Annotated in this window: 22 protein-coding genes; 14 read left to right on the top strand and 8 right to left on the bottom strand. The window is 72.2% G+C overall.

The window, feature by feature from the left end; genetic code table 11:
* Positions 1 to 118: 118 nt before the first annotated feature.
* The 7 genes from IE242_RS18935 (at position 119) to IE242_RS18905 (ending at position 5,380) form a co-directional block, all read left to right on the top strand.
* Complete coding sequence (locus IE242_RS18935; protein WP_003974483.1) at positions 119 to 556, top strand: hypothetical protein; 438 nt, start codon at positions 119 to 121, stop codon at positions 554 to 556.
* Positions 557 to 618: 62 nt separating this feature from the next.
* Entirely contained in the window at positions 619 to 1,014 is a 396-nt protein-coding gene (locus IE242_RS18930) for a TOBE domain-containing protein (RefSeq protein ID WP_189860794.1), read from the top strand.
* 160 nt (positions 1,015 to 1,174) lie between these two features.
* Positions 1,175 to 2,005: a molybdate ABC transporter substrate-binding protein gene (gene modA, locus IE242_RS18925; RefSeq protein WP_189860792.1), complete on the top strand. Its 831-nt coding sequence runs from the start codon at positions 1,175 to 1,177 to the stop codon at positions 2,003 to 2,005.
* Positions 2,002 to 2,892, top strand: coding sequence for a molybdate ABC transporter permease subunit (gene modB, locus IE242_RS18920; protein WP_189860790.1), 891 nt, complete (start codon positions 2,002 to 2,004; stop codon positions 2,890 to 2,892). Before modA ends, modB begins: the two co-directional genes overlap by 4 nt.
* Complete coding sequence (locus tag IE242_RS18915) at positions 2,889 to 3,983, top strand: ABC transporter ATP-binding protein (protein ID WP_189860782.1); 1,095 nt, start codon at positions 2,889 to 2,891, stop codon at positions 3,981 to 3,983. The genes modB and IE242_RS18915 overlap by 4 nt, the downstream gene beginning before the upstream one ends.
* A gap of 99 nt (positions 3,984 to 4,082) precedes the next feature.
* A complete protein-coding gene (locus IE242_RS18910) occupies positions 4,083 to 4,574 on the top strand; it encodes a DUF2243 domain-containing protein (protein ID WP_189860781.1) in 492 nt (163 codons plus the stop codon).
* Positions 4,571 to 5,380, top strand: coding sequence for a cytochrome c oxidase assembly protein (locus IE242_RS18905; protein WP_189860779.1), 810 nt, complete (start codon positions 4,571 to 4,573; stop codon positions 5,378 to 5,380). Before IE242_RS18910 ends, IE242_RS18905 begins: the two co-directional genes overlap by 4 nt.
* Here IE242_RS18905 and IE242_RS18900 read toward each other — a convergent pair.
* Entirely contained in the window at positions 5,343 to 6,878 is a 1,536-nt protein-coding gene (locus IE242_RS18900; RefSeq protein WP_189860777.1) for a sensor histidine kinase, read from the bottom strand. The genes IE242_RS18905 and IE242_RS18900 overlap by 38 nt on opposite strands.
* Entirely contained in the window at positions 6,879 to 7,658 is a 780-nt protein-coding gene (locus IE242_RS18895) for a response regulator transcription factor (protein WP_189860775.1), read from the bottom strand. It lies immediately after the preceding gene.
* Between the two features lie 426 nt (positions 7,659 to 8,084).
* On the opposite strand from IE242_RS18895, the gene IE242_RS18890 reads away from it, so the two are divergent.
* Complete coding sequence (locus IE242_RS18890; RefSeq protein WP_189860773.1) at positions 8,085 to 9,344, top strand: glycosyltransferase family 4 protein; 1,260 nt, start codon at positions 8,085 to 8,087, stop codon at positions 9,342 to 9,344.
* A gap of 4 nt (positions 9,345 to 9,348) precedes the next feature.
* On the opposite strand, the gene IE242_RS18885 is transcribed toward IE242_RS18890, so the two are convergent.
* Together IE242_RS18885 and IE242_RS18880 are read right to left on the bottom strand one after the other, a co-directional pair.
* Positions 9,349 to 10,050 (bottom strand): FMN reductase, encoded by a 702-nt coding sequence (locus IE242_RS18885; protein WP_189860771.1) that lies wholly within the window; start codon positions 10,048 to 10,050, stop codon positions 9,349 to 9,351.
* Complete coding sequence (locus tag IE242_RS18880) at positions 10,047 to 11,162, bottom strand: LLM class flavin-dependent oxidoreductase (RefSeq protein ID WP_189861245.1); 1,116 nt, start codon at positions 11,160 to 11,162, stop codon at positions 10,047 to 10,049. Before IE242_RS18880 ends, IE242_RS18885 begins: the two co-directional genes overlap by 4 nt.
* A 153-nt stretch (positions 11,163 to 11,315) precedes the next feature.
* On the opposite strand from IE242_RS18880, the gene IE242_RS18875 reads away from it, so the two are divergent.
* Positions 11,316 to 12,143, top strand: a complete 828-nt coding sequence (locus tag IE242_RS18875; protein ID WP_189860770.1) for a helix-turn-helix domain-containing protein — start codon at positions 11,316 to 11,318, stop codon at positions 12,141 to 12,143.
* A gap of 13 nt (positions 12,144 to 12,156) precedes the next feature.
* Here IE242_RS18875 and IE242_RS18870 read toward each other — a convergent pair whose 3' ends face one another.
* Entirely contained in the window at positions 12,157 to 12,936 is a 780-nt protein-coding gene (locus tag IE242_RS18870; protein ID WP_189860768.1) for an SDR family NAD(P)-dependent oxidoreductase, read from the bottom strand.
* 106 nt (positions 12,937 to 13,042) lie between these two features.
* Positions 13,043 to 13,381, bottom strand: a complete 339-nt coding sequence (locus IE242_RS18865) for a YnfA family protein (protein WP_189860766.1) — start codon at positions 13,379 to 13,381, stop codon at positions 13,043 to 13,045.
* 130 nt (positions 13,382 to 13,511) lie between these two features.
* Here IE242_RS18865 and IE242_RS18860 point away from each other — a divergent pair, with 130 nt between their 5' ends.
* Positions 13,512 to 13,973 (top strand): hypothetical protein, encoded by a 462-nt coding sequence (locus IE242_RS18860; protein WP_189860764.1) that lies wholly within the window; start codon positions 13,512 to 13,514, stop codon positions 13,971 to 13,973.
* A 48-nt stretch (positions 13,974 to 14,021) separates the two neighbouring features.
* On the opposite strand, the gene IE242_RS18855 is transcribed toward IE242_RS18860, so the two are convergent.
* Positions 14,022 to 15,215, bottom strand: coding sequence for an RtcB family protein (locus IE242_RS18855; protein ID WP_189860762.1), 1,194 nt, complete (start codon positions 15,213 to 15,215; stop codon positions 14,022 to 14,024).
* A gap of 226 nt (positions 15,216 to 15,441) precedes the next feature.
* On the opposite strand from IE242_RS18855, the gene IE242_RS18850 reads away from it, so the two are divergent.
* From IE242_RS18850 to IE242_RS18840, 3 genes are all read left to right on the top strand, one after another.
* Positions 15,442 to 16,362, top strand: coding sequence for a DUF3558 domain-containing protein (locus IE242_RS18850; protein ID WP_189860760.1), 921 nt, complete (start codon positions 15,442 to 15,444; stop codon positions 16,360 to 16,362).
* Positions 16,363 to 16,525: 163 nt separating this feature from the next.
* Positions 16,526 to 17,485, top strand: a complete 960-nt coding sequence (locus IE242_RS18845; protein ID WP_229859179.1) for a hypothetical protein — start codon at positions 16,526 to 16,528, stop codon at positions 17,483 to 17,485.
* Positions 17,486 to 17,592: 107 nt separating this feature from the next.
* Positions 17,593 to 18,996: a DUF2637 domain-containing protein gene (locus tag IE242_RS18840; RefSeq protein WP_189860756.1), complete on the top strand. Its 1,404-nt coding sequence runs from the start codon at positions 17,593 to 17,595 to the stop codon at positions 18,994 to 18,996.
* Positions 18,997 to 19,090: 94 nt separating this feature from the next.
* On the opposite strand, the gene lysS is transcribed toward IE242_RS18840, so the two are convergent.
* On the bottom strand, positions 19,091 to 20,845 hold the full coding sequence (gene lysS, locus IE242_RS18835; protein ID WP_189860754.1) for a lysine--tRNA ligase: 1,755 nt from the start codon (positions 20,843 to 20,845) through the stop codon (positions 19,091 to 19,093).
* A gap of 236 nt (positions 20,846 to 21,081) precedes the next feature.
* Between lysS and argS the strand changes: the two genes are divergently transcribed.
* Positions 21,082 to 22,854 carry an arginine--tRNA ligase gene (argS, locus tag IE242_RS18830; RefSeq protein WP_189860752.1) on the top strand — a complete coding sequence of 591 codons (1,773 nt, stop codon included), beginning with the start codon at positions 21,082 to 21,084 and terminating at the stop codon, positions 22,852 to 22,854.
* Positions 22,855 to 23,336: the final 482 nt, after the last annotated feature.

Genomic DNA, 23,336 nt, shown 5'->3' with positions numbered 1-23,336 from the left:
CCGCGCGGGCCGGAAGGGACGGGCGGACCGGAGGGGCCGAGCGGACCGTGTCGACCGCATCGACCCGGCGGACCGCATCGCCGACCGGCTCCGGGCAGGGAGCAGGAATGGTGGTCGGGTGGGGGTGACGTACAAGTACTTCGGCGCGCCGGACGGCGCGACGGCGGCCCGCGTCCCGATCTCGATGCGGCCCGAGGAACTCGGCGGCGACGAGCTCGGCATGAACGGCATGTTCACCAAGATCAAGCCGGAGACGATGGCGGCCATGGTGCTGACCGGCATCGAAGGCGTGCCGCTGCACAAGGTGCCCCCGCTGGAACTGGTGGTCCTCCACCCCGACTACGCGGTCGTGAAGCTCCCCATGACGGTCGTCGACCCGCTCCGCGGCATCGGCGAGGAGGCGGTCGGCGCGGCGGCCTTCATCTGGTCCACGGTCCCGGACCGCGGCGGCCCCCGCGACGCGTTCAACGTGTACCAACTGCTCCACGAGTGGCAGGACTTCAGTCACCGGCTGCACGAGGCGGGGCATCAGCCGTACTGCCTGGTGTGGCCCTGACCTGGCTCCCGACGTCCCCGCCCGCTCTCGCCCGCTGCCGTCACTGACCTATCTTGGCGCGCATGCAGTCATACACGATCGGCCAGGCGGCACGGCTGCTCGGCGTGAGTCCGGACACCGCGCGGCGGTGGGCGGACGCGGGCCGGGTGGCCACCCATCGCGACGAGGGCGGGAGGCGGCTCATCGACGGGAAGGACCTGGCCGCCTTCTCCGTGGAGCTCGCCAAGGGCGGGAGCGGTGAGGAGGACGTCTCTTACACGTCGGTCCGCAACGCCTTCCCCGGCATCGTCATCGCGGTCAAGCTCGGCGATGTCGCCGCACAGGTGGAGATCCAGGCCGGCCCGCACCGGCTGGTGTCGCTGCTCACGCGGGAGGCCGTGGAGGAACTGGGACTGGAGGTCGGCATGGAGGCCACCGCCCGGGTGAAGTCGACGAACGTGCACATCGACCGCGTGTGAGCGGAGCCGCCTCCACGGTCGTTCCCTCCCGTGCGAACGCACATGCCAAGACGCGGAGCGGAACAGCACGCTGATGCGATGATCCAGGAGACTTTTCCCTCGCAGTTGCGTCAGAATCATCGACGTGTGCACTCGTAGCGCCAGAGGGAGCCAACCCGTGATGACCCGTTCCGCGCGTCGGACCCGCCGGACGCTTCAGGTGACCGGTGCGGGCGCCGCCGCGCTGCTGGCCCTGAGCGCCTGTTCCTCCTCCGGCTCCGACGACTCCTCGTCCGGCTCCTCGTCCGGCTCGTCGTCCGGCTCCTCGGACGAGCTGTCCGGCGAGGTGACCGTCTTCGCCGCCGCCTCGCTGAAGGAGAGCTTCACGACGCTGGGCGAGGAGTTCGAGAAGGCCCACCCGGGTACGAAGGTCACCTTCAGCTTCGGCGGCAGCGACACCCTCGCCGCGAGCATCACCGGTGGCGCGCCGGCCGATGTGTTCGCCTCGGCCAGCCCCGGGACGATGCAGGTCGTCACCGACGCGGGGGACGCCGCCGGCACGCCCGCCACCTTCGTGCGCAACCAGCTGGAGATCGCCACCCTGCCGGGCAACCCGGACGGCATCTCCTCCCTGAAGGACCTCACCGAGTCCGGTCTGAAGGTCGTGCTGTGCGCCGAGGAGGTGCCGTGCGGTGCCGCCGCTCGGAAGGCCCTCGAGGCCGGCGGCATCGAGCTCACACCGGTCTCCTACGAGCAGGACGTCAAGTCCGCCCTCAACAAGGTGGTGCTGAAGGAGGCCGACGCCGCGGTCGTCTACAAGACCGATGTGGAGGCGGCGGGTGACAAGGTGGAGGGCGTGGACTTCCCCGAGGCCGCCGACGCCGTCAACGACTACCCCATCGCCCTGCTGAAGGACGCGCGGAACGCCGACGCGGCGAAGGCGTTCGTCGAACTGGTGCGGTCCGCCGAAGGCCAGGAGGTCCTCACCGAGGCCGGGTTCCGCAAGCCGTGACGTCCCCGCCGCCGGGCAGGACCGACCCCCGTACGGGCTCCCGCGCGGGCCTTCGTACGGGCTCCCGCACGGGCCTTCGCGCGCGTGGGGACCGGCGACACCGCGTCCGCGGCGGTGCCCCGCTCCCCCTCCTCCTGCCCGCGCTGGTCGCCCTGGCGTTCCTGGTCCTCCCGCTCGTCGCCCTGCTGGTCCGGGCCCCCTGGCGCAGCATGCCCGACCTGCTGACCAGTGCCGAGGTCTGGCAGGCGCTGCGGCTGTCCCTGGTCTGCGCGACGGCGGCGACCGCGGTGAGTCTGGTGCTCGGGGTGCCGCTGGCCTGGCTGCTGGCCCGGGTCGAGTTCCCGGGGCGCGGCCTGGTCCGGGCGCTGGTCACCCTGCCGCTGGTGCTGCCCCCGGTGGTCGGCGGCGTGGCCCTGCTGATGGCGCTGGGCCGCAACGGGGTCGTCGGGCAGTGGCTGGACTCCTGGTTCGGGATCACGCTGCCGTTCACCATGACCGGAGTCGTGATCGCCGAGACGTTCGTGGCGATGCCGTTCCTGGTCATCAGCGTGGAGGGCACGCTGCGCGCGGCCGACCGCCGTTACGAGGAGGCGGCCACGACGCTGGGCGCCTCCCGCTTCACCGCGTTCCGCCGGGTCACCCTGCCGCTCATCGCCCCCGGCATCGCGGCCGGTGCCGTACTGGCGTGGGCGCGGGCGCTCGGCGAGTTCGGCGCGACGATCACCTTCGCCGGCAACTTCCCCGGCCGTACCCAGACCATGCCCCTCGCCGTCTACCTCGCCCTCCAGAACGACCCGGAGACCGCCATCGCCCTCGGCCTGGTCCTGCTGGCCGTGTCGATCGCGGTGCTGGCCGGGCTGCGCGACCGCTGGATGACCGCCTCGTGAACGACGCCGGGAAGTCCACGCGGAACAGAGCCGGTGCCCCCGCCCCGACCGGTGAGGGGCTCGACGCACGGCTGGTCGTCGAGCGCGGCGCCTTCCGCCTCGACGTGGCCCTGACCGCGGCGCCGGGTGACGTCGTGGCGCTCCTCGGCCCCAACGGCGCCGGCAAGACGACCGCCCTGCGCGCCCTCGCCGGACTCGTCCCGCTCACCGACGGCCATCTCCGCCTCGACGGCGCGGAGCTGGACCGTACGCCGCCGGAGTCCCGCCCGGTCGGCGTCGTCTTCCAGGACTACCTGCTCTTCCCCCATCTGTCCGCTCTGGACAACGTCGCCTTCGGCCCCCGCTGCCACGGCGCGACCAAGGCGGAGGCGCGTGCCCAGGCCGCCGCGTGGCTGGAGCGCATGGGACTCACCGACCACGCCGGCGCCAAGCCCCGCCGCCTCTCCGGCGGCCAGGCCCAGCGCGTCGCCCTCGCCCGCGCCCTGGCCACCCACCCGCGCCTGCTCCTCCTCGACGAGCCGCTGGCCGCCCTGGACGCCCGGACCCGCCTCGACGTCCGCGCCCAGCTCCGCCACCACCTGGCCGAGTTCGAGGCGGTCGCCGTCCTCGTCACACACGACCCGCTGGACGCCATGGTGCTGGCCGACCGTCTCGTCGTCGTCGAGAACGGCCGCGCCGTCCAGGAGGGCACCCCCTCCGACATCGCCCGCCGCCCCCGCACCGACTACATCGCCCACCTGGTCGGCCTCAACCTGTACCGGGGCCGGGCCGAGGGCCACACGGTCCACGTCGACGGCGGCGCCTCGATCACGACGAGCGAGGACCTCACCGGCCCGGTCTTCGTCGCCTTCCCGCCCGGCGCGGTCACCCTCCACCGGGACCGCCCCACCGGGTCCAGCGCCCGCAACCTCTGGCGCTGCGAGGTCACCGGCCTGGAGACCCACGGCGACCAGATCCGCACCGCGCTGACCGGCGACCTGCCCCTGGCCGCCGATCTGACCACGGTCGCCGCGGCCGAACTGGGTCTCCGCCCCGGAGCGACCGTCTGGGCCACGGTCAAGGCCGCCCAGACGCACGCTTACCCCGCCTGACGTCGTTTCCGCGCCGGAAGCGGGGGTACTCGGCGGCGGCCCTGACCACGTCGGCCCCGCCCGGCCGGTACCGCCCCGCCGACCGCCTTGGAGTCCTCGATGCCCCCCTCACCCCCTGGTGCCGGCGGACCGCTGAGCGGCCGTTCGCTGGTCGGCGGTCTGCTGGTCGGGCTCGGGGTGGCGGCGTTCGTGGACGAGACCGTCTTCCACCAGCTGCTGCACTGGCATCACTTCTACGACAGGTCGACCTCCGACGTGGGCCTGGTCTCGGACGGCTTCTTCCACGCGGGCAGCTGGCTGGCGACGGTGGCGGGACTGTTCCTCTACGCCGACCTGCGGCGCCGCGGCGGTCTGCTGCGGCCGGCCTGGTGGTCGGGCGTGTGCCTCGGCATCGGCGGCTTCCAGCTGTACGACGGGACGATCCAGCACAAGGTGCTGCGCCTGCACCAGATCCGTTACGGCGTCGATCCGGCGCCGTACGACTGGACCTGGAACGTAATCGCCGTACTGTTCCTGGCCGCCGGGGCGGCACTGTGGCTGCGGGCGCGCCGCGCCCGGGCGAAAGCCCACGCGGGCGGCGCCCGGCCATGACCGCCGCCGTCGCCGCCGTCGCCGTCTCCGCCGCCCTGTGCTGCGCGCTGTACACGTACGCCGCCGGCCTGCTGCGGCGGCGCGGTGACACGTGGGCACGGGGCCGGGACGCCGTCTGCTGGCTGGGCGGGGCCGTGCTGGTCTGCTCGGTCGCGGTGCCCTGGGGGTCGTACCTGCCCCCGTTCACCGCGCACACGGTCGCGCACCTCGGCGCGGGCATGGTGGCCCCGCTCCTGGTCGTGCTGGCCCGGCCGGTCACACTGGCCCTGCGGACCGTACCCGTCGCGGTGCGGCGCGGGCTGGTGGCGCTGACGGGCACGGGGGCGGTGCGCTTCCTCGTCCTCCCGCCGGTCGCGGCCGTCATCGACGTCGGCGGGCTGTGGCTGCTGTACCGGGCCCCGCTGCCGGCCGGCGTGCACCACAGTCCGTTGCTGTACGCGCACCTCTTCACCGCCGGGACGCTGTTCGCGTTCTCGGTGCTGGCCCTGGACCCGCTGCGGCACCGCCCCGGGCTCCCGCTGCGCGCCGGGACCCTCCTCGCCGCCGCCGCGGCCCACTCCGTACTCGCCAGGAGTCTGTGGGCCGCCGGTCCGCCCGGCACGGCGTACACGGCGGCGGACCTGCACCTGGCGTCGCAGCTCATGTACTACGGCGGGGACCTGGTCGAGATCGCGGCGGCGGTGGTGATGGCGCACCAGTGGTACCGGGCCGAGGGGCGCGCCCTGTACCGGTACCGGCGCAGAACACCGTCCCCGGTCACGGCCCCGGTCACGGCCCCGGTCCCACCGCCTCCGCCCGCACCGTGAACCCGATGATCGCTCCCCCTCCGTCGCGCCGCTCGGCGAAGGGCGCGCCCCCGTGCGCCTCGGCGACCTCCCGCACGATCGACAGGCCCAGGCCCGAACCGGGCAGGCTGCGGGCGGTGGTGGCGCGGTAGAAACGGTCGAAGACACGGGTCAGGTCATCCTCGGCGAGGCCGGGACCCCGGTCGCGCACCTCGACGCGGACGGTCGCGGTCCCCGTTCCGGCCCCTGTCCCGGTCCCGCTTCCGGTGCCACTGCTGTCATTCGGCGGGCCGTCCGCGATGCCCGTCACCGGCCCAGCCCCTGCCCCCTCCCTCGCTCCCGCTCCCGTTCCCACCCCCGTCACCACGATCTCTATCGTCCCGGACCCCCCGCGATCGAACTTCGCCGCGTTCTCCACCAGGTTCGACACCGCCCGCTGCAGCGCGCCCGCCCGGCCCCGCACCGTGGTGTCCCCGGACGCCCGCAGCACGATCTCCCGGCCGGTCCGGCGGCGGGCGTGGGCCGCCACGTCCACCGCCAGATCGGCGAGGTCGACCCGCTGCACGGGCTCGGTGCCGGACTGGCCGGCCGCCAGGTCCACCAGCTCGTTCACCAGGTCGGTCAGTTCGCGGGCCTCCTCGGCCAGGTCGGCGACCAGTTCCTCGCGGACGGAGGCGGGGAACCGGTCGATGCGGCGCAGCAGCGAGATGTTGGTGCGCAGGGAGGTGAGCGGGGTGCGCAGTTCGTGGCCCGCGTCCTGGACCAGCCGGCGCTGGTCCTCCTCCGACCGGGCGAGGCGGAGCAGCATCCGGTCGAAGGAGCGGCCGAGGCGGGCCACCTCGTCGCGGCCGGTGACGGGCACCTGGATGGCGAGCTGCCCGGTGCGGGCGACGTCCTCCGCCGCACCGGCGAGCCGCACCAGGCGCCGGGTGAGGCGACGGCCCAGCCACCAGCCGAACAGTCCGGCCGACACGACGACCGCCGAGACCAGGAGCACGGTGCGCTGCTGGAGCTCCCTCAGCAGGTCCTCCGTGTCGCTGAACTCCTGCGCCACCTGGACGGCCCCCCGCCCGTCGCCGAGGGACACGGTGGCCACCCGGTAGAGATCGTCGCCGTGGGCCACCTCGTCGTGCTGGGCCACCCGGCCCGCGACCACGGCGACGGACGTACGGCGGTCCATGGAGCGCACGGGCAGGGCCGGGCTGCCCTCCTCGACGACCTCACCGCCGGGGCCGAGCACCTGGACGACCGTACGGCCCGTGCCCATCAGCTCGTCACGTGGTCCGCCCAGGTCGGAGGAGGTGTAGTCGGCGGGGCCGAGCTCCTCCTCCCGTACCTGCCGGCGCAGGTCGTGCACCACACCGGCGAACACGGTCTGCTCGTCGACCCGGACCAGGCGGGCCGCCGCGCTGTAGCCGATGGAGCCGACGAGCACGGTCACGACGGCCGCGACGGCGGCGAAGGACACCGTGAAGGTGGCCCGGAGGGAGGAGATCCGGGGCCGCCGGCCCAGCCGCACTCAGTCCTCCCTCAGCACGTACCCCACGCCGCGCACCGTGTGGATCAGCGCCGGTGCCCCCGGCTCATCGAGCTTGCGCCGCAGATAGCCCACGTAGACGGCGAGGTTCTTGGATCCGGGGCCGAAGTCGTAGCCCCAGATCCGGTCATAGATCGTGGTGTGGTCGAGGACGATCCCGGCATGGCGGACGAGCAGTTCGAGGAGGTCGAACTCGGTCCGGGTCAGCTCCAGTTCCCGCGTCCCGCGCCAGGCCCGCCGGGCGTGGGTGTCCATGCGCACTCCCGCCGCGGTGAGGAGGCCGCCCCCGCCCGCGTCACCGGGCGACCGCCGGGGCACGTCACCCGAAGACCGCCGGGACACCTCACCCGACGGCGGCCGGGGCGCGTCACCGGAGGGCCAGGGGGCGTCCGGGTTGCCCGTTCGGCGCAGCAGAGCCCTCAGACGGGCGAACACCTCCTCCACGTCGAACGGCTTGACCACGTAGTCGTCCGCTCCGGCGTCCAGACCGGCGATCCGGTCGGCCGTCTCCACGAGCGCGGTGAGCATCAGGATCGGTGTCCGGTTTCCTTCGGCCCGCAGGGCGCGGCATACCTGGAGCCCGTCGATGCCCGGCATCATCACATCCAGGACGAGCACGTCGGGCGGCGTCCGGTGGGCCCGGGCGAGCGCCTCCACACCGTCGGCCACGGCCGTGACCTCGTAACCCTCCAAGGTCAACGCGCGTTCCAGGGCATGTCGGATGGCGCGGTCGTCCTCGGCGAGCAGCACAGTCTGGGGCACCTCACCAGTCTGCCAAGACGCCGGCCCCGAACCACTTGGCGGAGACGGGCGGGAGCGGGCTTCTTACCCCTCTCTCACCGGTTCCGGGCGAGGTGCTCACCCCGCCGCGCCACCGTGTCCGGTATGCCGGGTCGTACGGCCGAGCGATCGTACGGCCGGGCGGCCGGGACCGAGGTTACGCCGGAAGGCCGAAGGGGTCGTATGAAGCGCAGGCACTGGAGCGGGCAGGACGGGTACGCGACCCGTATGCAGCCCGAGGAGCCGACGAACGGCGCACCGCACGACGACGAGCCGGAGCGGACCACCGCCTCACCGCGTACGACCCCACCGCATACGACCCCACCGCATACGAGCCCACCGCATACGACGCACCACCCGAGGACCGGCCCGACCGACGGTCGGCGTGCCCCGGCGAAGGCCCGGCGCATGAGGATCGTGTTCCTGCTGCACAACGCGTACGCCATCGGCGGCACCGTCCGCACCACGCTCAACCTGGCGTCGGCGCTGGCGGACCGGCACGACGTGGAGATCGTGTCGATGGCGCGGCACCGGGACGTGCCGCGCTTCGCCGTCGACCCGCGGATCGGGCTCGTCCCCATGGTGGATCTGCGGCCGGGCAGCGCGGACACGGCCGATCCCGCGTACGGCCGGCCGGCCGTCGACTTCCCCGCCGAGGACAAGCGCCACCACCAGTACAGCCGCCTCACCGACCTGCGGGTCCGCGCCTATCTGTCCGCCTGCCGCGCGGACGTCGTCATCGGCACCCGGCCCGGCCTCAACGTGTACGTCGCCCGCTTCGCGCCCCGCCGCGCGCTGCGCATCGGCCAGGAGCACCTGCGCCACGACGCGCACGACGAGCGGCTGCGCAAGGTGCTCGCCCGGCACTACCGCGCCCTGGACGCGGTGGTGACGACGACCGAGGCGGACGCCCGGGTGTACCGGGCGCGGATGACGCTGCCGGGGGTACGGGTGCTGTCGGTGCCGAACATCGTGCCCGCGGTCGGCGTGCCCCCGTCCGGCCTCACCGCCCCCGTGATCGCCGCGGCCGGCCGGCTGGCCCGCGGCAAGCGTTTCGACCTGCTGCTGGAGGCGTTCGCCCGGGTCGCGGCGAAGGAGCCGGACTGGGAGCTGCGCATCTACGGCGGCGGCAGGCAGAAGGAACGCCTGGAGGGCCTGATCGAGGGCATGGGCCTGACCGGCCGGGCCCGCCTGATGGGGCCGCGCACCCCGATCGAGACGGAGTTCGCTCAGGCGTCGCTGGTGGTCAGCGCCTCGGACGCGGAGTCGTTCGGGATGACGCTGGTGGAGGCGATGCGCTGCGGGGTGCCCGTCGTCAGCACGGACTGCCCGCTCGGGCCCGCCGAGATCATCACGGACGGCGTCGACGGCCGTCTCGTCCCCGTCGGCGACGCCGGCGCCCTCGCCGACGCGATGCTGGAGCTGATCGCGGACGGCGGGACCCGGCGGGCGATGGGCGAGGCGGCCCTGCGGAGCACCCACCGCTACGACCCCGCCCCGATCCTCGCCCGCTACGAACTGCTCTTCGCGGAGCTGCGCGCCACCCGCCGCCGCCGGGGGTGGGTGCGCGAGAGGGCCCGTGCGAGGGCCTGGCTCCGGCGCCGCACCCGGCTGGTACGGCGCCGGGTGCGGGCGTGGCGCGGCGGCGCCGCGAGCCGGCCGGTCTGAACCGTCACGGCCTCAGCGCCGCGAGCTGCTGCTCGAAGGGGACCACGGGCGGAAGGCCCGACCCGTGAGCGGACGCTGCTCCCGGCCCGGGCGCCGGCGCTATGTCGTCCCCGTACCCGGGCGTGGCCGGCGTCTCCGGCTCGTGCGGGGTCCCGGCCGCGGGCCCCGCCTCGGACACGGACGCGCCCCGGTGGCCGCCCAGCAGCCCCGCGAGCTCCCCGGCCGCCCGTTCGATCCGCTCGGCGAGCCCCTCCGCGCCCCAGTCCTCCGAGGCCGCGTAGACGGCTGTGGGGACGGTCGTCGCCCGCAGGTACGCGAACAGCGGGCGCAGCGCGTGCTCCAGGACCAGCGAGTGCCGGGCGGAGCCGCCGGTGGCCGCGAGGAGCACCGGCTTGCCGATCAGGGCGTCCTTGTCGAGCACGTCGAAGAACGACTTGAACAGCCCGCTGTAGGAGGCGGAGAACACCGGCGTGACCACGATCAGACCGTCCGCCGCCCGCACGGCGTCCAGCGCGGGGGCCAGGTTCGGGCCCGGGAAGCCGTTGGTGAAGTTGTGTGCGATCTCGACGGCCAGGTCGCGCAGTTCCACGACCTGGAGGCCGGCGTCGGCGGGGACGCGTGCGGTGGTCGCGGCGGCCAGCCGGTCGGCCAGCAGCCGGGTGGACGAGGGCACGCTCAGCCCCGCCGAGACGACGACGAGCTTCATGCGGTACGCACCTCCCGGCCCGAGTCCGTGGTCTCCTTCTCCCTGGCCGCGGCGACCCGCGACCCGTGCGTGGGCGCGTCCGGCACGTTCGCCGGGCGCCCCTTCGCGAACTCCTCGCGCAGCACCGGCACGACCTCCTCGCCGAGGATGTCGAGCTGCTCCAGCACGGTCTTCAGCGGCAGGCCCGCGTGGTCCATCAGGAACAGCTGGCGCTGGTAGTCACCGGCGTACTCGCGGAAGCTCAGCGTCTTCTCGATGACCTGCTGCGGCGAGCCGACCGTCAGCGGGGTCTGCGCGGTGAACTCCTCCAGCGACGGCCCGTGCCCGTACACCGGCGCGACGTCGAAGTAGGGCCGGAACTCGCGCACCGCGTCCTGCGAGTTCTTCCGCATGAACACCTGGCCGCCGAGCCCGACGATCGCCTGCTCGGGCGTGCCGTGGCCGTAGTGCGCGTACCGGGTGCGGTACAGCTCGACCATCCGCTTGGTGTGGTCGGCCGGCCAGAAGATGTTGTTGTGGAAGAAGCCGTCGCCGTAGTACGCGGCCTGTTCGGCGATCTCCGGGGAGCGGATCGAGCCGTGCCAGACGAACGGCGGGACGCCGTCCATCGGGGCGGGCGTGGCGGTGAAGCCCTGGAGCGGGGAGCGGAACCTGCCCTCCCAGTTCACCACCTTCTCGGTCCACAGCCGGCGCAGCAGGGCGTAGTTCTCGATGGCGAGGTTGATGCCCTGCCGGATGTCCTGCCCGAACCACGGATAGACCGGGCCCGTGTTGCCGCGCCCCATCGTCAGGTCGACGCGCCCGTCGGCCAGGTGCTGGAGCATCGCGTAGTCCTCGGCGATCTTCACCGGGTCGTTGGTGGTGATCAGCGTGGTCGCGGTGGACAGGATCAGCCGCTCGGTGCGGGCGGCTATGTAGCCGAGCATCGTGGTCGGGGAGGACGGCACGAACGGCGGGTTGTGGTGCTCACCGGTCGCGAAGACGTCCAGGCCGACCTCCTCGGCCTTCAGCGCGATCGCGACCATCGCCTTGATGCGCTCGCGCTCGGTCGGCGTCCGGCCCGTGGTCGGGTCGGGCGTGACGTCCCCGACGCTGAAGATCCCGAACTGCATCATGGCTGCCACCCTCCAGGTTGTTTACGATTCAACTATACCCCTGAACGGCTGCTCCGCCCTCGCTATTCCGTCCCCCGCTGTTCCGCTCCTGCTGTTCCGCTCCCCGCTGCTCGCCGCCCGCTACTCGGCCCCCGTGCCTACGCTTCCCCCATGGCCGCCCCACGCCGTGACACCCGAGGCATCGTCGACGCCGCGGAGCTCTTCGCCCGGGTCCGCTTCCACCGCCGTGAACCGGCCGAGCCGCTGCGCCCGTACCTGGAGCACTACTGGCTGATCGACTGGGACCTCACGGAGCCGTACGTCTCCCACGTCGTCCCCCACCCGTCCGTGAACATCGTCTTCCAGCGGTACGGGGACCGGAATCTCGCGGAGGTCACCGGGATCGGCCTCGGCCTGTTCGCCCAGAAACTGGAGGGGCGCGGCCGGGTGTGCGGCATCCAGTTCCGCCCCGGCGGCTTCCGGCCCTTCGCACCGGACCGACCGGTCTCGGACTGGACGGGCCGGCGCGTACCGCTGTCCCGGACGGCGCTCGCCGTGACCTCGGCTGCCCTCTCCGAGACCTCGGCTGCCCGGGCCCTCCTCGACCCCGAGGACGAGGACGCGCGCGTGGCCGCCCTCGACACCTTCCTGCTGGGACTCGGCCCGCGGCCCGACCCGCAGGCCGACCTCGCCATGGCCCTCGTGGACCGCATCCGCACCGACCGCGCCATCCGCCGCGTCGGCGACTTCGCCCGCGAGCAGGGACTGTCGGCGCGGGCCCTCCAGCGCCTCTTCGCCGAGTACGTCGGCGTGGGCCCCAAGTGGGTGATCCTGCGGTACCGCATCCACGAGGCCCTGGAGCGCGCCGAGACCGACCGCGCCGTGGACTGGGCCGCCCTCGCCGTCGACCTCGGCTACGCGGACCAGGCCCACCTGGTCCGCGACTTCACCGCCACCGTGGGGGTGCCGCCGACGGCGTACGCCCAGGCCGTGCGCTGATACCGCCGGGGGTTCAGAGCTCCCGGTGCACCTTGGTGTTCGACGCCTGCGCGCGCGGGCGGACGACGAGCAGGTCCACGTTGACGTGGCTGGGCCGGGTGACCGCCCAGGTGATGGTGTCCGCCACGTCGTCCGCGCTCAGCGGCTCGGCGACCCCCTCGTAGACCTTGGCGGCCCGCTCCTCGTCCCCGCGGAACCGGGTCAGCGAGAACTCCTCCGTCTTCACCATGCCCGGCGCGATCTCGATGACGCGGACCGGCTGCCCCACGATCTCCAGCCGCAGCGTCTCGGCGAGGACGTGCTCCGCGTGCTTGGCGGCGACGTACCCCGCGCCGCCCTCGTACGTGCCGTGGCCCGCCGTGGAGGACACCACGACCACCGTGCCGTCGCCGCTCGCGGTGAGCGCCGGGAGCAGTGCCTGGGTGAGGTTGAGGGTGCCGATGACGTTGGTCTCGTACATCGTGCGCCAGTCCTGCGGGTCGCCCGTCGCGACCGGGTCGGTGCCGAGCGCGCCGCCCGCGTTGTTCACCAGCACGCCGATCGTCCGGAACGCCGTGGCGAACTCGTCGACCGCCGCGCGGTCCGTCACGTCCAGGGCGTACGCCGCGGCCGAGTGGCCCGCCGCATCGATCTCCTCCGCCAGTGCCTCGATGCGGTCCTTGCGGCGGGCGGTCAGCACGACGCGGTAGCCGGCCGCGGCCAGCTGCCGGGCCGTCGCGGCACCGATGCCACTGCTCGCGCCGGTGACGACGGCGATGCGGGAGGCGGCGGAGGGGGTGGCGGGGGCGGTCATGGACGTAACTCCTCGGTGCCGTACTGGATTGCCGTAGCCGTACTGGATTGCCGTACTGGTGCGGCGCGCTGCCGCTGTGCCGGGGTCCCGCCAGGATAGGTGCGCCTCAGTTGCCGCCGCGGGGCGCGTACATGATCAGCGCCATCCCCGCCAGGCAGATCAGCGCGCCGGTCACGTCCCAGCGGTCGGGCCGGTAGCCGTCCGCGACCATGCCCCAGACCAGTGATCCCGCGACGAACACACCGCCGTACGCGGCGAGGATGCGCCCGAAGTTCGCGTCGGGCTGGAACGTCGCCACGAACCCGTACGCGCCGAGCGCGAGCACACCCGCGCCGATCCACAGCCAGCCTCGGTGCTCCCGCACGCCCTGCCACACCAGCCAGGCCCCGCCGATCTCGAACAGCGCGGCGAGGACGAACAGGACGACGGAACGGACGATCACCATACGGGCAGCCTGCCACGCTCCCCCGCCGCCCGTCCGGCGCCCGGCCTCACCTGATGGGCGGCGCCTGGGCCCCACCGCCGGGTGGCATGTATGGCGATGCACTCAGGCACTGCGGCAAGGAGTCGGCGTCATGCGCATCCTCGGCGCGCTCACGGCGGGCGCGGTACTCATGGGCGGCGCGACCGCCCTCGCGGCGGACAGGCCCGCGCCCGACGCCGATCTCGCCCACCACGGCCACGTCGTCCTGCACGCGGGCCGCGCCGACGTACGGCTCGCCGTACGTAACCACGGCCCGTCCTCCGTCGACGACGCCACCGTACGGCTGCGCTGGTCGGAGCCCCTGGCCGACCGGCAGGCGCTGCCGCGCCGCTGCGCGCGTTCGGACGCGTGGACGGTGGTGTGCGGGACGGGCGCACTCGCGGCGGACGGGCTCGACGAGGTGATCCGCCTGCGGGTACGGCTGAAGGGCGCGCCTTCCGAGGTCCTGCTGGAGATCGGCACGGCCTGGGCCGGCGGCGCGATCGACCGCAACCATCGGAACGATCACCAGCACGTCCTGGCGCTGGACACGGGGGACACGTACCGCTTCTGACCGGCGCAGGCACCGGCGCCGGTGCCTGCGCCGGTGCCTGCGCCGACGTCAGCCCTTCACACAGATGACCTGCTTCAGCCTGGCCACCACCTGGACCAGATCCCGCTGCTGGTCGATGACCTGCTCGATCGGCTTGTACGCGCCGGGGATCTCGTCCACGACGCCGGAGTCCTTGCGGCACTCCACGCCCCGCGTCTGCTCCTCCAGGTCCTTCGTCGAGAAGCGGCGCTTGGCGGCGTTGCGGCTCATGCGGCGGCCCGCCCCGTGCGAGGCGGAGTTGAAGGACTTCTCGTTGCCGAGGCCCTTGACGATGTACGAGCCGGTGCCCATCGAGCCCGGGATGATGCCGTACTCCCCGGCCTTGGCGCTGATCGCCCCCTTGCGCGTGACGAGCAGGTCCATGCCCTCGTAACGCTCACGGCTCACGTAGTTGTGGTGGCAGCTCACCTCGGGCTCGAAGGTGACCCGGGCCTTCTTGAACTCCTTGCGGACCACGTCCTTGAAGAGCGCCATCATGATCGACCGGTTGTGCCGCGCGTACTCCTGCGCCCAGTAGAGGTCGTTCTCGTACGCGGCCATCTGCGGCGTGTCCGCGACGAAGACCGCCAGGTCGCGGTCGATCAGCCCCTGGTTGTGCGGGAGCTTCTGGGCGACACCGATGTGATGCTCGGCCAGCTCCTTGCCGATGTTCCGGGAACCGGAGTGCAGCATGAGCCAGACGGAACCGGTCTCGTCCAGGCAGAACTCGACGAAGTGGTTTCCGCTTCCGAGCGTTCCCATCTGCTTCTCCGCCCGGTCGTGACGGAATCTGACCGCTTTGGCGACCCCGTCGAACCGGCCCCAGAAGTCGTCCCACCCCGCCGTGGCGAACCCGTGCAGCCGGCCCGGGTCGACCGGGGAGTCGTGCATGCCCCGGCCCACCGGGATCACCTGCTCGATCTTCGAGCGCAGCCGGGAGAGGTCACCCGGCAGGTCGTTCGCGGTCAGGGACGTCTTCACCGCCGACATCCCGCACCCGATGTCCACGCCCACCGCCGCCGGGCAGACCGCTCCCCGCATCGCGATGACGGAACCCACCGTGGCGCCCTTCCCGTAATGGACGTCCGGCATGACGGCCAGGCCCTTGATCCACGGAAGCGTCGCCACATTCCGCAGCTGCTGCATCGCGACGTCCTCGACCGACGCCGGGTCGGTCCACATCCGAATCGGCACCTGCGCGCCCGGCACCTCGACGTACGACATATCGCCCTCGTTCCCCCGAAAAAGCAACAGAAGCGGTAATGCGCAAAACCGGCGCCAAGGTCGACGAAAGGGATAGGGGACCGGCGTCCACGGCAGTGCGTGCGATACACATTGTGTTCAGCGACCGCGCTGGTGCGGCAAGCGAATAAACCCCAGGAGACCCAGGAGACCGCCTCCACCGGGACCGCGCCGCGGCCCGTCAGGCGGCCTGTCGAGAGGAGCCCCAGTGCAGCCGAAGGCGTACGTACCCGGTGTCGCCGTGCTCCTCGCGGCGCTGCTGGCCGGCTGCACCGGCACGGACGACCCGGGCGGCGCCACCGACAACCGCCCCGGCGACACCGGCACCGCCGCGGCCGCCGCCGAGCCGGGCCGCTACCGCACCCTCCCGGAAGCCTGCGGCGCCGTGAGCCACGACTCCCTCGACGCGCTCCTGCCGGGCATCCAGCAGATCCCGGACGTGGAGCAGCGCGAGACGGCGTACGAGGGCGAGGCGACGCTCACGTACGACACCGACCGCCGGGTGGGCTGCCGGTGGAAGGTGGAGTCGAGAAGCGCGACGGACCGCCTCCTCGTCGACTTCGAGCGTGTGGTGTCGTACGACAACACGGTCAGCGACGACACCGAGGCCGAGACGATCTACACGGACAGGGTCGAGGCGGCCGACCTCCCGGAGCCCTCGGCGACGGGGAGCGGGAGCGAGGAGGCCGACGAGAGCGCGGAGGGCACGGAGGGCACGGAGAGCGCGGACGCCCAGGACGGCACGGACAACACGGACGACGAGAAGAGCTCGTCCGACGCGGAGCCCGAGCAGAGCGGGAAGAGCGGGGACGACGGGTCCTCGGACGACACGACGACCCCCTCCAGCTCCTCCTCGCAGTCCGCCTCGGGGTCCGCCGAGGCGACCGCGACCCCGTCCGACCTCCAGCCGCGCATCCTCGACGACCTCGCCGACGACGCCTTCCTGAACGACGAGCTGGGCACGGCCCGGCAGCGCACCGTGACTGTGGTGTTCCGCACGTCCAACGTCATCGTCACGATCGAGTACGCGGAGCAGCCGACGACCACGACGGACGTCCCGGACAGCGAGGAAATGCAGGACAGCGCACGGAAACTGGCGGAACGGCTGGCGGATTCGCTCGACGACTGACCGCCTCCGGCGGTCGTCGTCACCGCCCGGCGAACCATACGAACCACAGCCGCTCTCCTTCCCCAACGCGTACCGTGGCCCCTCGGACCCGCCCCGGTCCGACAGTCGGACCGTCCGACAGCAGGAACCGCGAACGTTCATGAGCGTCATGAGTGAAGGAACCATGCACCGATCAGCACAGCGCAACCAGCACCAGCAGCGAGCCGGACAGGCCGGTGGAAGCGGGCGTGGACGCCGTCTCCTCGTGGGTGCAGCCGCCGTCCCCGTGCTGCTCATGGCCGCCGCCTGCTCCTCGGACTCCGACTCCGCCTCCGGATCCGGCGGTGACGCGACGCAGCAGCAGAAGCCGGGCGCCTCGGCGTCGGCGTCCGCCTCGCCGTCGGAGAGCGCCGTGCGGGCCGCCGCGTACGCCGAACTGCCCGACGCCTGCTCGGTGTTCTCGAAGGAGACCCTCAAGGACCTGGTCCCGGAGGGCACGAAGTCGGGGAAGGCCATCAACGACGGCGAGGCGAACGTCAGCGGCGACTGCCGTTGGACGAGCCTCGACAACAACGGGGTGAAGGGCTCTCAGTACCGCTGGCTGAGCGTCTCGTTGCTGCTGCTGCAGTCGGACCAGGCGCGCGGTGCGGGCGACGAGCGGGCCCATGAGCAGTACGAGAAGAAGGTCGCCGAGGCCAAGGCGGCCGACGGCGCGAAGAACGTCGAGTCGGAGCCGGTGACGGGGACGGGCGACGAGGCGACGCTGGTGCGCTACGACCTGAAGAAGGACGAGGGTTCCTTCAAGCAGCAGACGGTCGTCGCGCGGGTCGAGAACGTGGTCGTCACCCTCGACTACAACGGCGCGGGCCTGGCGGGCGACAAGACGCCGGACGCCGACGACCTGGTGAAGGACGCCAAGTCCGCGGCCAAGGAGGCCGTCGCGGCGGTGACCGAGGCGAACGAGGGCAAGAAGGCCGGCTCCAGCGCGAGCGCGAGCGCAAGCGCCGGCTCGAGCTCGGCCAAGACCAAGGCCGCGGTTTCGAACTCGGATGCGGACTCGGACTCGGATGCGGACTCGGACTCGGATGCGGACTCGGACTCCAACCCGGTCAAGAAGTCGAGCTCGTCGAGCAGGAAGAGCTGACGCGAGGACGGTCCTGATGGTGGCCTGACGACAACCCGCACACCACACAACCGCACACTTGTGCCACTCTGTTGCGCGCAACAACACGCTTCACGAGGGGAGTAGGGGTGGCCGCGCCACTGCAGCTGACACGGATGCACCGGGTTCTCATCGGTGTGGTGGTGGCCGGTGCGGTCGTCATCGCCGGTATCGGCTTCGCGGGTTCGTACGCGGCTGTCCGTGAACTCGCCGTCGAGAAGGGCTTCGGGAACTTCTCCTACGTCCTCCCGATCGGCATCGACGCGGGCATCTGTGTCCTGCTCGCCCTCGACCTCCTCCTCACCTGGATCCGCATCCCGTTCCCGCTGCTGCGGCAGACGGCGTGGCTGCTGACCGCGGCGACGATCGCGTTCAACGGCGCGGCCGCCTGGCCGGACCCGCTGGGCGTGGGCATGCACAGCGTCATCCCGGTGCTGTTCGTGGTGACGGTCGAGGCGGCTCGGCACGCGGTCGGCCGCATCGCCGACATCACGGCGGACAAACACATGGAGGGCGTCCGCCTCACCCGCTGGCTGCTCTCCCCCGTCCCCACCTTCCTCCTCTGGCGCCGGATGAAGCTGTGGGAGCTGCGCAGCTACGACGAGGTGATCAAACTGGAGCAGGAACGCCTCGTCTACCAGGCGCGCATGCGCTCCCGCTTCGGCCGGGCCTGGCGCCGCAAGGCCCCGGTGGAGTCACTGATGCCGCTGCGGCTGGCCCGCTACGGCGTCCCCCTGGCGGAGACGGCTCCCGCCGGCCTGGCCGCGGCCGGCATCGAGCCGGCGCTGCTGCCCCCGGCCCCGAGGCCGGAGCTGGAACGGGACGCGACCGCCCAGGCACCCGTCGCCGTCGCCCAGGGACCTGCCGCCCGGAGCCCGCACCCCGACGGCGGACCGCACGCTCCCCGGTACGCGTCGCGGGAGACACCGGAGGACCAGAGCCCGTGGTTCAAGGCCGCGGCTCCGCAGGGCACCGCCTACCAGGGCGGCTACGACCCGTCGTACGACCCCGAGGCGCCGTACGACCAGTGGTACGAGGAGCAGGAGGAGCAGGAGCCGGAGCCGGAGCAGTATCTGCCCGCCTCGCCGGCGGAGGAGACGGGCAGCTTCCCGATCCCGTCGGGCCCCGGCCGTACGCGCCAGCTCGGCGAGGGCGGCGTACAGCAGACGCAGCCCCAGCACCAGCCACAGCCCCAGCCCCAGCCCCAGCCCCAGGCAGGGCAGCTGCCCATCCCCCACCCCCGTGAGGAGTCGGTCCCGGCCCCGGCCCCCGCCCCGGCCCCGGCCGCCGTCCCGGACGAGAAGGCCGAGGAGGAGGCGTACTACCAGGTCTTCCGCCAGTCGATAGACGGCAGCTTCCCCACGCCCAAGGAGCTCGGTGACGACATCGAGGCGACGTACGGCACGAAGCTGAGCCCGAGCGCCCTGAAGGCCCTCTCGGACCGCTTCCAGGCCCGCTTCAACGCGGAGCTGGAGGAGGACCACATCGCCTAGAGCGGTACGTACGACGATGGGGGCGCCCGGAGTTCACCGGGCGCCCCCATCGTCGTAGGCGCTGCTGGCAGGCGCTGTGCAGCGGCCGCGAACGTCAGTCCCCGAGCAGCGTGCGCACCCGCTCCTGGCCCACGGCGAGCAGCAGCGTGGGCAGACGCGGACCGGTGTCCCGGCCCACCAGCAGGTGGTAGAGAAGCGCGAAGAACTTCCGCTGGTCGCCCTTGATCTCCGGCGGCAGCTCCTTGGGCGTGGCGTCGGCGGAGAACCCGGCCTGGACCTTGGGCACGCCGTACACGAGGTGTGTGAGCCCGTCCAGGGACCAGTGCTCGTCGAGTCCGTCGAGCAGCAGCCGCAGGGAGCCGCGGGCCTGCTCGTCGAGGGACTTCAGCAGCTCGGCGTCGGGCTCGTCGCGGACGATGGTGCGCTGGTCGGCGGGCACGTGGGTGTTGATCCACGCCTCGGCCTTGTCGTACCGGGGCCGCGCCTCGTCGAGCGAGCCGAGCGGGTTCGCCGGGTCGAGCTCGCTGAGGATGCGCAGCGCCTGGTCCTCGTGGCCGGCGGTGATGTCGGCGACGGAGGCCAGGGTGCGGTACGGCAGCGGCCGGGGCGTCCTCGGCAGCTCACCGGCGGCCGTGCGCACCGCGCGCGCGTGGGCGGCGACGTCGGCCGGGAGGGCGGTGCCCTCGGTGACCTTGGCGTCGAGCTTGTCCCACTCGTCGTAGAGCCGCTGGATCTCCTGGTCGAAGGCGATCTTGAAGGACTGGTTGGGCTTGCGGCGGGCGTACAGCCAGCGCAGCAGCTGCGGCTCCATGATCTTCAGCGCGTCGCCGGGCGTGGGCACCCCGCCGCGCGACGACGACATCTTGGCCATGCCGCTGATGCCGACGAACGCGTACATGGGCCCGATGGGCTGCTTGCCGCCGAAGATGCCGACGATCTGCCCGCCGACCTGGAACGACGACCCGGGAGAGGAGTGGTCCACCCCGCTGGGCTCGAAGACGACACCCTCGTACGCCCACCGCATGGGCCAGTCGACCTTCCACACCAGCTTGCCGCGGTTGAACTCGCTCAGCCGCACCGTCTCGCCGAAACCGCAGGCGGTGCAGGTGTATGACAGCTCGGTGGTGTCGTCGTCGTACGCGGTGACGGTGGTGAGGTCCTTCTCGCAGTTGCCGCAGTACGGCTTGTACGGGAAGTAGCCGGCGGAGCCGGAGCTGCCGTCGTCCTCACCGGCGGCGCCGGAGCCCTCGGCGGCCTCGAGCTCGGCCTCGTCGACCGGCTTCTGCTTCGCCTGCTGCTTCTTCTGGTCGGCGGGCTTCGGCTTGGTCCGGTACTGGGCGAGGATCGCGTCGATGTCGGCCCGGTGCTTCATCGCGTGCAGGATCTGCTCGCGGTAGACGCCGGAGGTGTACTGCTCGGTCTGGCTGATGCCGTCGAACTCCACGCCCATCTCGGCCAGCGACTCGACCATCGCGGCCTTGAAGTGCTCGGCCCAGTTCGGGTACGCCGATCCCTTGGGCGCCGGGACGGAGGTCAGCGGCTTGCCGATGTGCTCGGCCCACGACTCGTCCACACCGGTGACACCGGCCGGCACCTTGCGGTACCGGTCGTAGTCGTCCCAGGAGATCAGGTGGCGCACCTGGTGGCCCCGCCGCCGGATCTCGTCGGCCACGAGGTGCGGGGTCATGACCTCGCGGAGGTTGCCCAGGTGGATGGGGCCGGAGGGGGACAGACCGGACGCGACGACTACGGGTTTGCCCGGGGCCCGGCGCTCCGACTCCTCGATGACCTCATCCGCGAAACGGGAGACCCAGTCGGTGGTCTCGGTGCTCTGAGCCACGATCGGCACGTCCTTCTTTCCTCATCCGCAGCCGGTACGGTCGCACGGCTGACCGCTCCATTCTCCCAGCTGTGGCCACAACCACGAAAACGGCTTTTCACAGCCGTGCGCGAGACCCGCCCCGGTCCGGCACCACGTGGCGCGGCCCGGCGGGAACCACCCCGCTCGCCAGAGAAAACCGCTTTACCCCCCGTGGGATACTGGCCACATCCACCCGTACCCACGAGGAGAACGGCACCCACTCCATGGCCTCGGTCCAGTCCCTCACCGCCTCCGTCCACCAGCGCCTCGCGAACGCCCTCTCGGCAGCCCTGCCGGAGGCCGCCGACGCGGACCCGCTGCTGCGACGAAGCGACCGGGCGGACTACCAGGCGAACGGCATCCTCGCCCTCGCCAAGAAGGCCAAGGCCAACCCCCGCGAGCTGGCGGCCCAGGTCGTCGCCCGGGTCGAGTCGGGTGACGTGATCAAGGACGTGGAGGTGTCGGGCCCCGGCTTCCTCAACGTCACGATCACCGACGGCGCGATCACGGAGAACCTGGCCGCGCGGTACGCGGACCCGGACGGCCGCCTCGGTGTGCCGTACGCGGAGAACCCGGGCACGACGGTCATCGACTACGCCCAGCCGAACGTGGCCAAGGAGATGCACGTCGGCCACCTGCGCTCCGCCGTGATCGGCGACGCGGTCGTCCAGATCCTGGAGTTCGTGGGCGAGAAGGTGGTCCGCCGGCACCACATCGGCGACTGGGGCACCCAGTTCGGCATGCTCATCCAGTACCTGATCGAGCACCCGCACGAGCTGGACCACAAGGAGGGCGAGGTCTCCGGCGAGGAGGCCATGTCCAACCTGAACCGGCTCTACAAGGCGTCCCGCGCGCTGTTCGACTCCGACGAGGAGTTCAAGACGCGGGCCCGGCGCCGGGTGGTCGACCTCCAGGCGGGCGAGCCGGAGACCCTCGCGCTCTGGCAGAAGTTCGTGGACGAGTCGAAGATCTACTTCTACTCGGTCTTCGACAAGCTGGACATGGAGATCCGCGACCCCGACGTCGTCGGCGAGTCCGGCTACAACGACATGCTGGACGAGACCTGCCGCCTCCTCGAGGAGTCCGGCGTGGCCGTCGACTCCGAGGGCGCGCTGTGCGTCTTCTTCGACGACATCAAGGGCCCGGACGGCAACCCGGTCCCGCTGATCGTCCGCAAGTCCGACGGCGGCTACGGCTACGCGGCGACGGACCTCTCGGCGATCCGCGACCGCGTCTTCAACCTCAAGGCGAACACCCTCCTGTACGTGGTCGACGCCCGCCAGTCCCTGCACTTCAGGATGGTCTTCGAGACCGCGCGCCGGGCCGGCTGGCTGAACGAGGACGTGACGGCCGAGCAGCTGGCCTTCGGCACGGTCCTCGGCAAGGACGGCAAGCCGTTCAAGACCCGTGAGGGCGAGACGGTCCGCCTGGTCGACCTCCTCGACGAGGCCATCGACCGCGCCACCGCCGTGGTGCGCGAGAAGGCCGGGAAGGTCGGCCTGACCGAGGAGGAGATCGTCGAGAACGGCCGGTACGTCGGCATCGGCGCCGTGAAGTACGCGGACCTGTCGACGTCTGCGGTCCGGGACTACAAGTTCGACCTGGACCAGATGGTCTCGCTCAACGGCGACACCTCCGTGTACCTCCAGTACGCGTACGCCCGTATCCAGTCCATCCTCCGCAAGTCCGGCGACGCCCGCCCGGCCGCCCACCCGGAGCTGGCGCTGGCCCCGGCGGAGCGGGCCCTCGGTCTGCACCTGGACCAGTTCGGCGAGCTGCTGCTGGAGGTGGCGCAGGGGCACGAGCCGCACAAGCTGGCCGCGTACCTGTACCAGCTGGCGTCGCACCTGACCACGTTCTACGACCAGTGCCAGGTCCTGAGCGACGACAACCCGCGGGAGGTCGTGGAGAACCGCCTGTTCCTCGTCGACCTGACGGCGCGCACGCTGCACCAGGGCATGGCGCTGCTGGGGATCAGGACGCCCGAGCGGCTCTGACGCACCGACGTACTGACGCCGACGGGCGCGGTACGGCAGGGCCGTCGCCTGCCGTACCGCGCCCGTCGCGCCGTTCAGGCGTAGTGGCGGACCGTGACGGCGCCGGAGCCGTCAGGGACCAGCGTGTCGATCGCCAGTGTCCCGGTGCCCTCGTTGCAGCCGCTCCCGTTGCCGTGGACGTCGAACCCGGCCTGCCCTCGGAGGCGGAGCGCTCACCGGTCTCCCTGGTGTGCCGGTACTCGGTCACGGCCACCGGAGCCCCGGGGCCGCCGAGCCGGGCCGGCCAGGGCCGCGGTGAGGCCGCACTCCGTGACGAGGCTCGCCGGCGTGCCGGTGAGCACACGTCTCCGTCCTGCGCGGGTACGCACGGACGCTGCCCCTCCGTATGCGGACACCTCAACAGGCGCCCGGATGTGTGGTGTTGCGACCGTCACCCGCGCACCCGGGAAACCGTCACACGAACCACCGGGCTCGCACCCGTC

The organism is Streptomyces poonensis, assembly GCF_014650915.1.
In the GTDB taxonomy this organism is placed as follows: domain Bacteria; phylum Actinomycetota; class Actinomycetes; order Streptomycetales; family Streptomycetaceae; genus Streptomyces; species Streptomyces poonensis.
Note: the sequence above shows the minus strand (reverse complement) of the source record. Positions and strands in the feature narration are given on the sequence as shown.

Bases quoted from the DNA above. Each gene is read 5' to 3' on its own strand.
- IE242_RS18845 (WP_229859179.1), top strand. From the start codon at position 16,526: ATGCACCGATCAGCACAGCGCAACCAGCACCAGCAGCGAGCCGGACAG.
- IE242_RS18865 (WP_189860766.1), bottom strand. From the start codon at position 13,381: ATGGTGATCGTCCGTTCCGTCGTCCTGTTCGTCCTCGCCGCGCTGTTC.
- IE242_RS18890 (WP_189860773.1), top strand. From the start codon at position 8,085: ATGAGGATCGTGTTCCTGCTGCACAACGCGTACGCCATCGGCGGCACC.
- IE242_RS18855 (WP_189860762.1), bottom strand. From the start codon at position 15,215: ATGTCGTACGTCGAGGTGCCGGGCGCGCAGGTGCCGATTCGGATGTGG.
- IE242_RS18870 (WP_189860768.1), bottom strand. From the start codon at position 12,936: ATGACCGCCCCCGCCACCCCCTCCGCCGCCTCCCGCATCGCCGTCGTC.
- argS (WP_189860752.1), top strand. From the start codon at position 21,082: ATGGCCTCGGTCCAGTCCCTCACCGCCTCCGTCCACCAGCGCCTCGCG.
- IE242_RS18910 (WP_189860781.1), top strand. From the start codon at position 4,083: ATGCCCCCCTCACCCCCTGGTGCCGGCGGACCGCTGAGCGGCCGTTCG.
- IE242_RS18860 (WP_189860764.1), top strand. From the start codon at position 13,512: ATGCGCATCCTCGGCGCGCTCACGGCGGGCGCGGTACTCATGGGCGGC.
- modA (WP_189860792.1), top strand. From the start codon at position 1,175: ATGACCCGTTCCGCGCGTCGGACCCGCCGGACGCTTCAGGTGACCGGT.
- IE242_RS18875 (WP_189860770.1), top strand. From the start codon at position 11,316: ATGGCCGCCCCACGCCGTGACACCCGAGGCATCGTCGACGCCGCGGAG.
- IE242_RS18905 (WP_189860779.1), top strand. From the start codon at position 4,571: ATGACCGCCGCCGTCGCCGCCGTCGCCGTCTCCGCCGCCCTGTGCTGC.
- IE242_RS18880 (WP_189861245.1), bottom strand. From the start codon at position 11,162: ATGCAGTTCGGGATCTTCAGCGTCGGGGACGTCACGCCCGACCCGACC.
- IE242_RS18930 (WP_189860794.1), top strand. From the start codon at position 619: ATGCAGTCATACACGATCGGCCAGGCGGCACGGCTGCTCGGCGTGAGT.
- IE242_RS18885 (WP_189860771.1), bottom strand. From the start codon at position 10,050: ATGAAGCTCGTCGTCGTCTCGGCGGGGCTGAGCGTGCCCTCGTCCACC.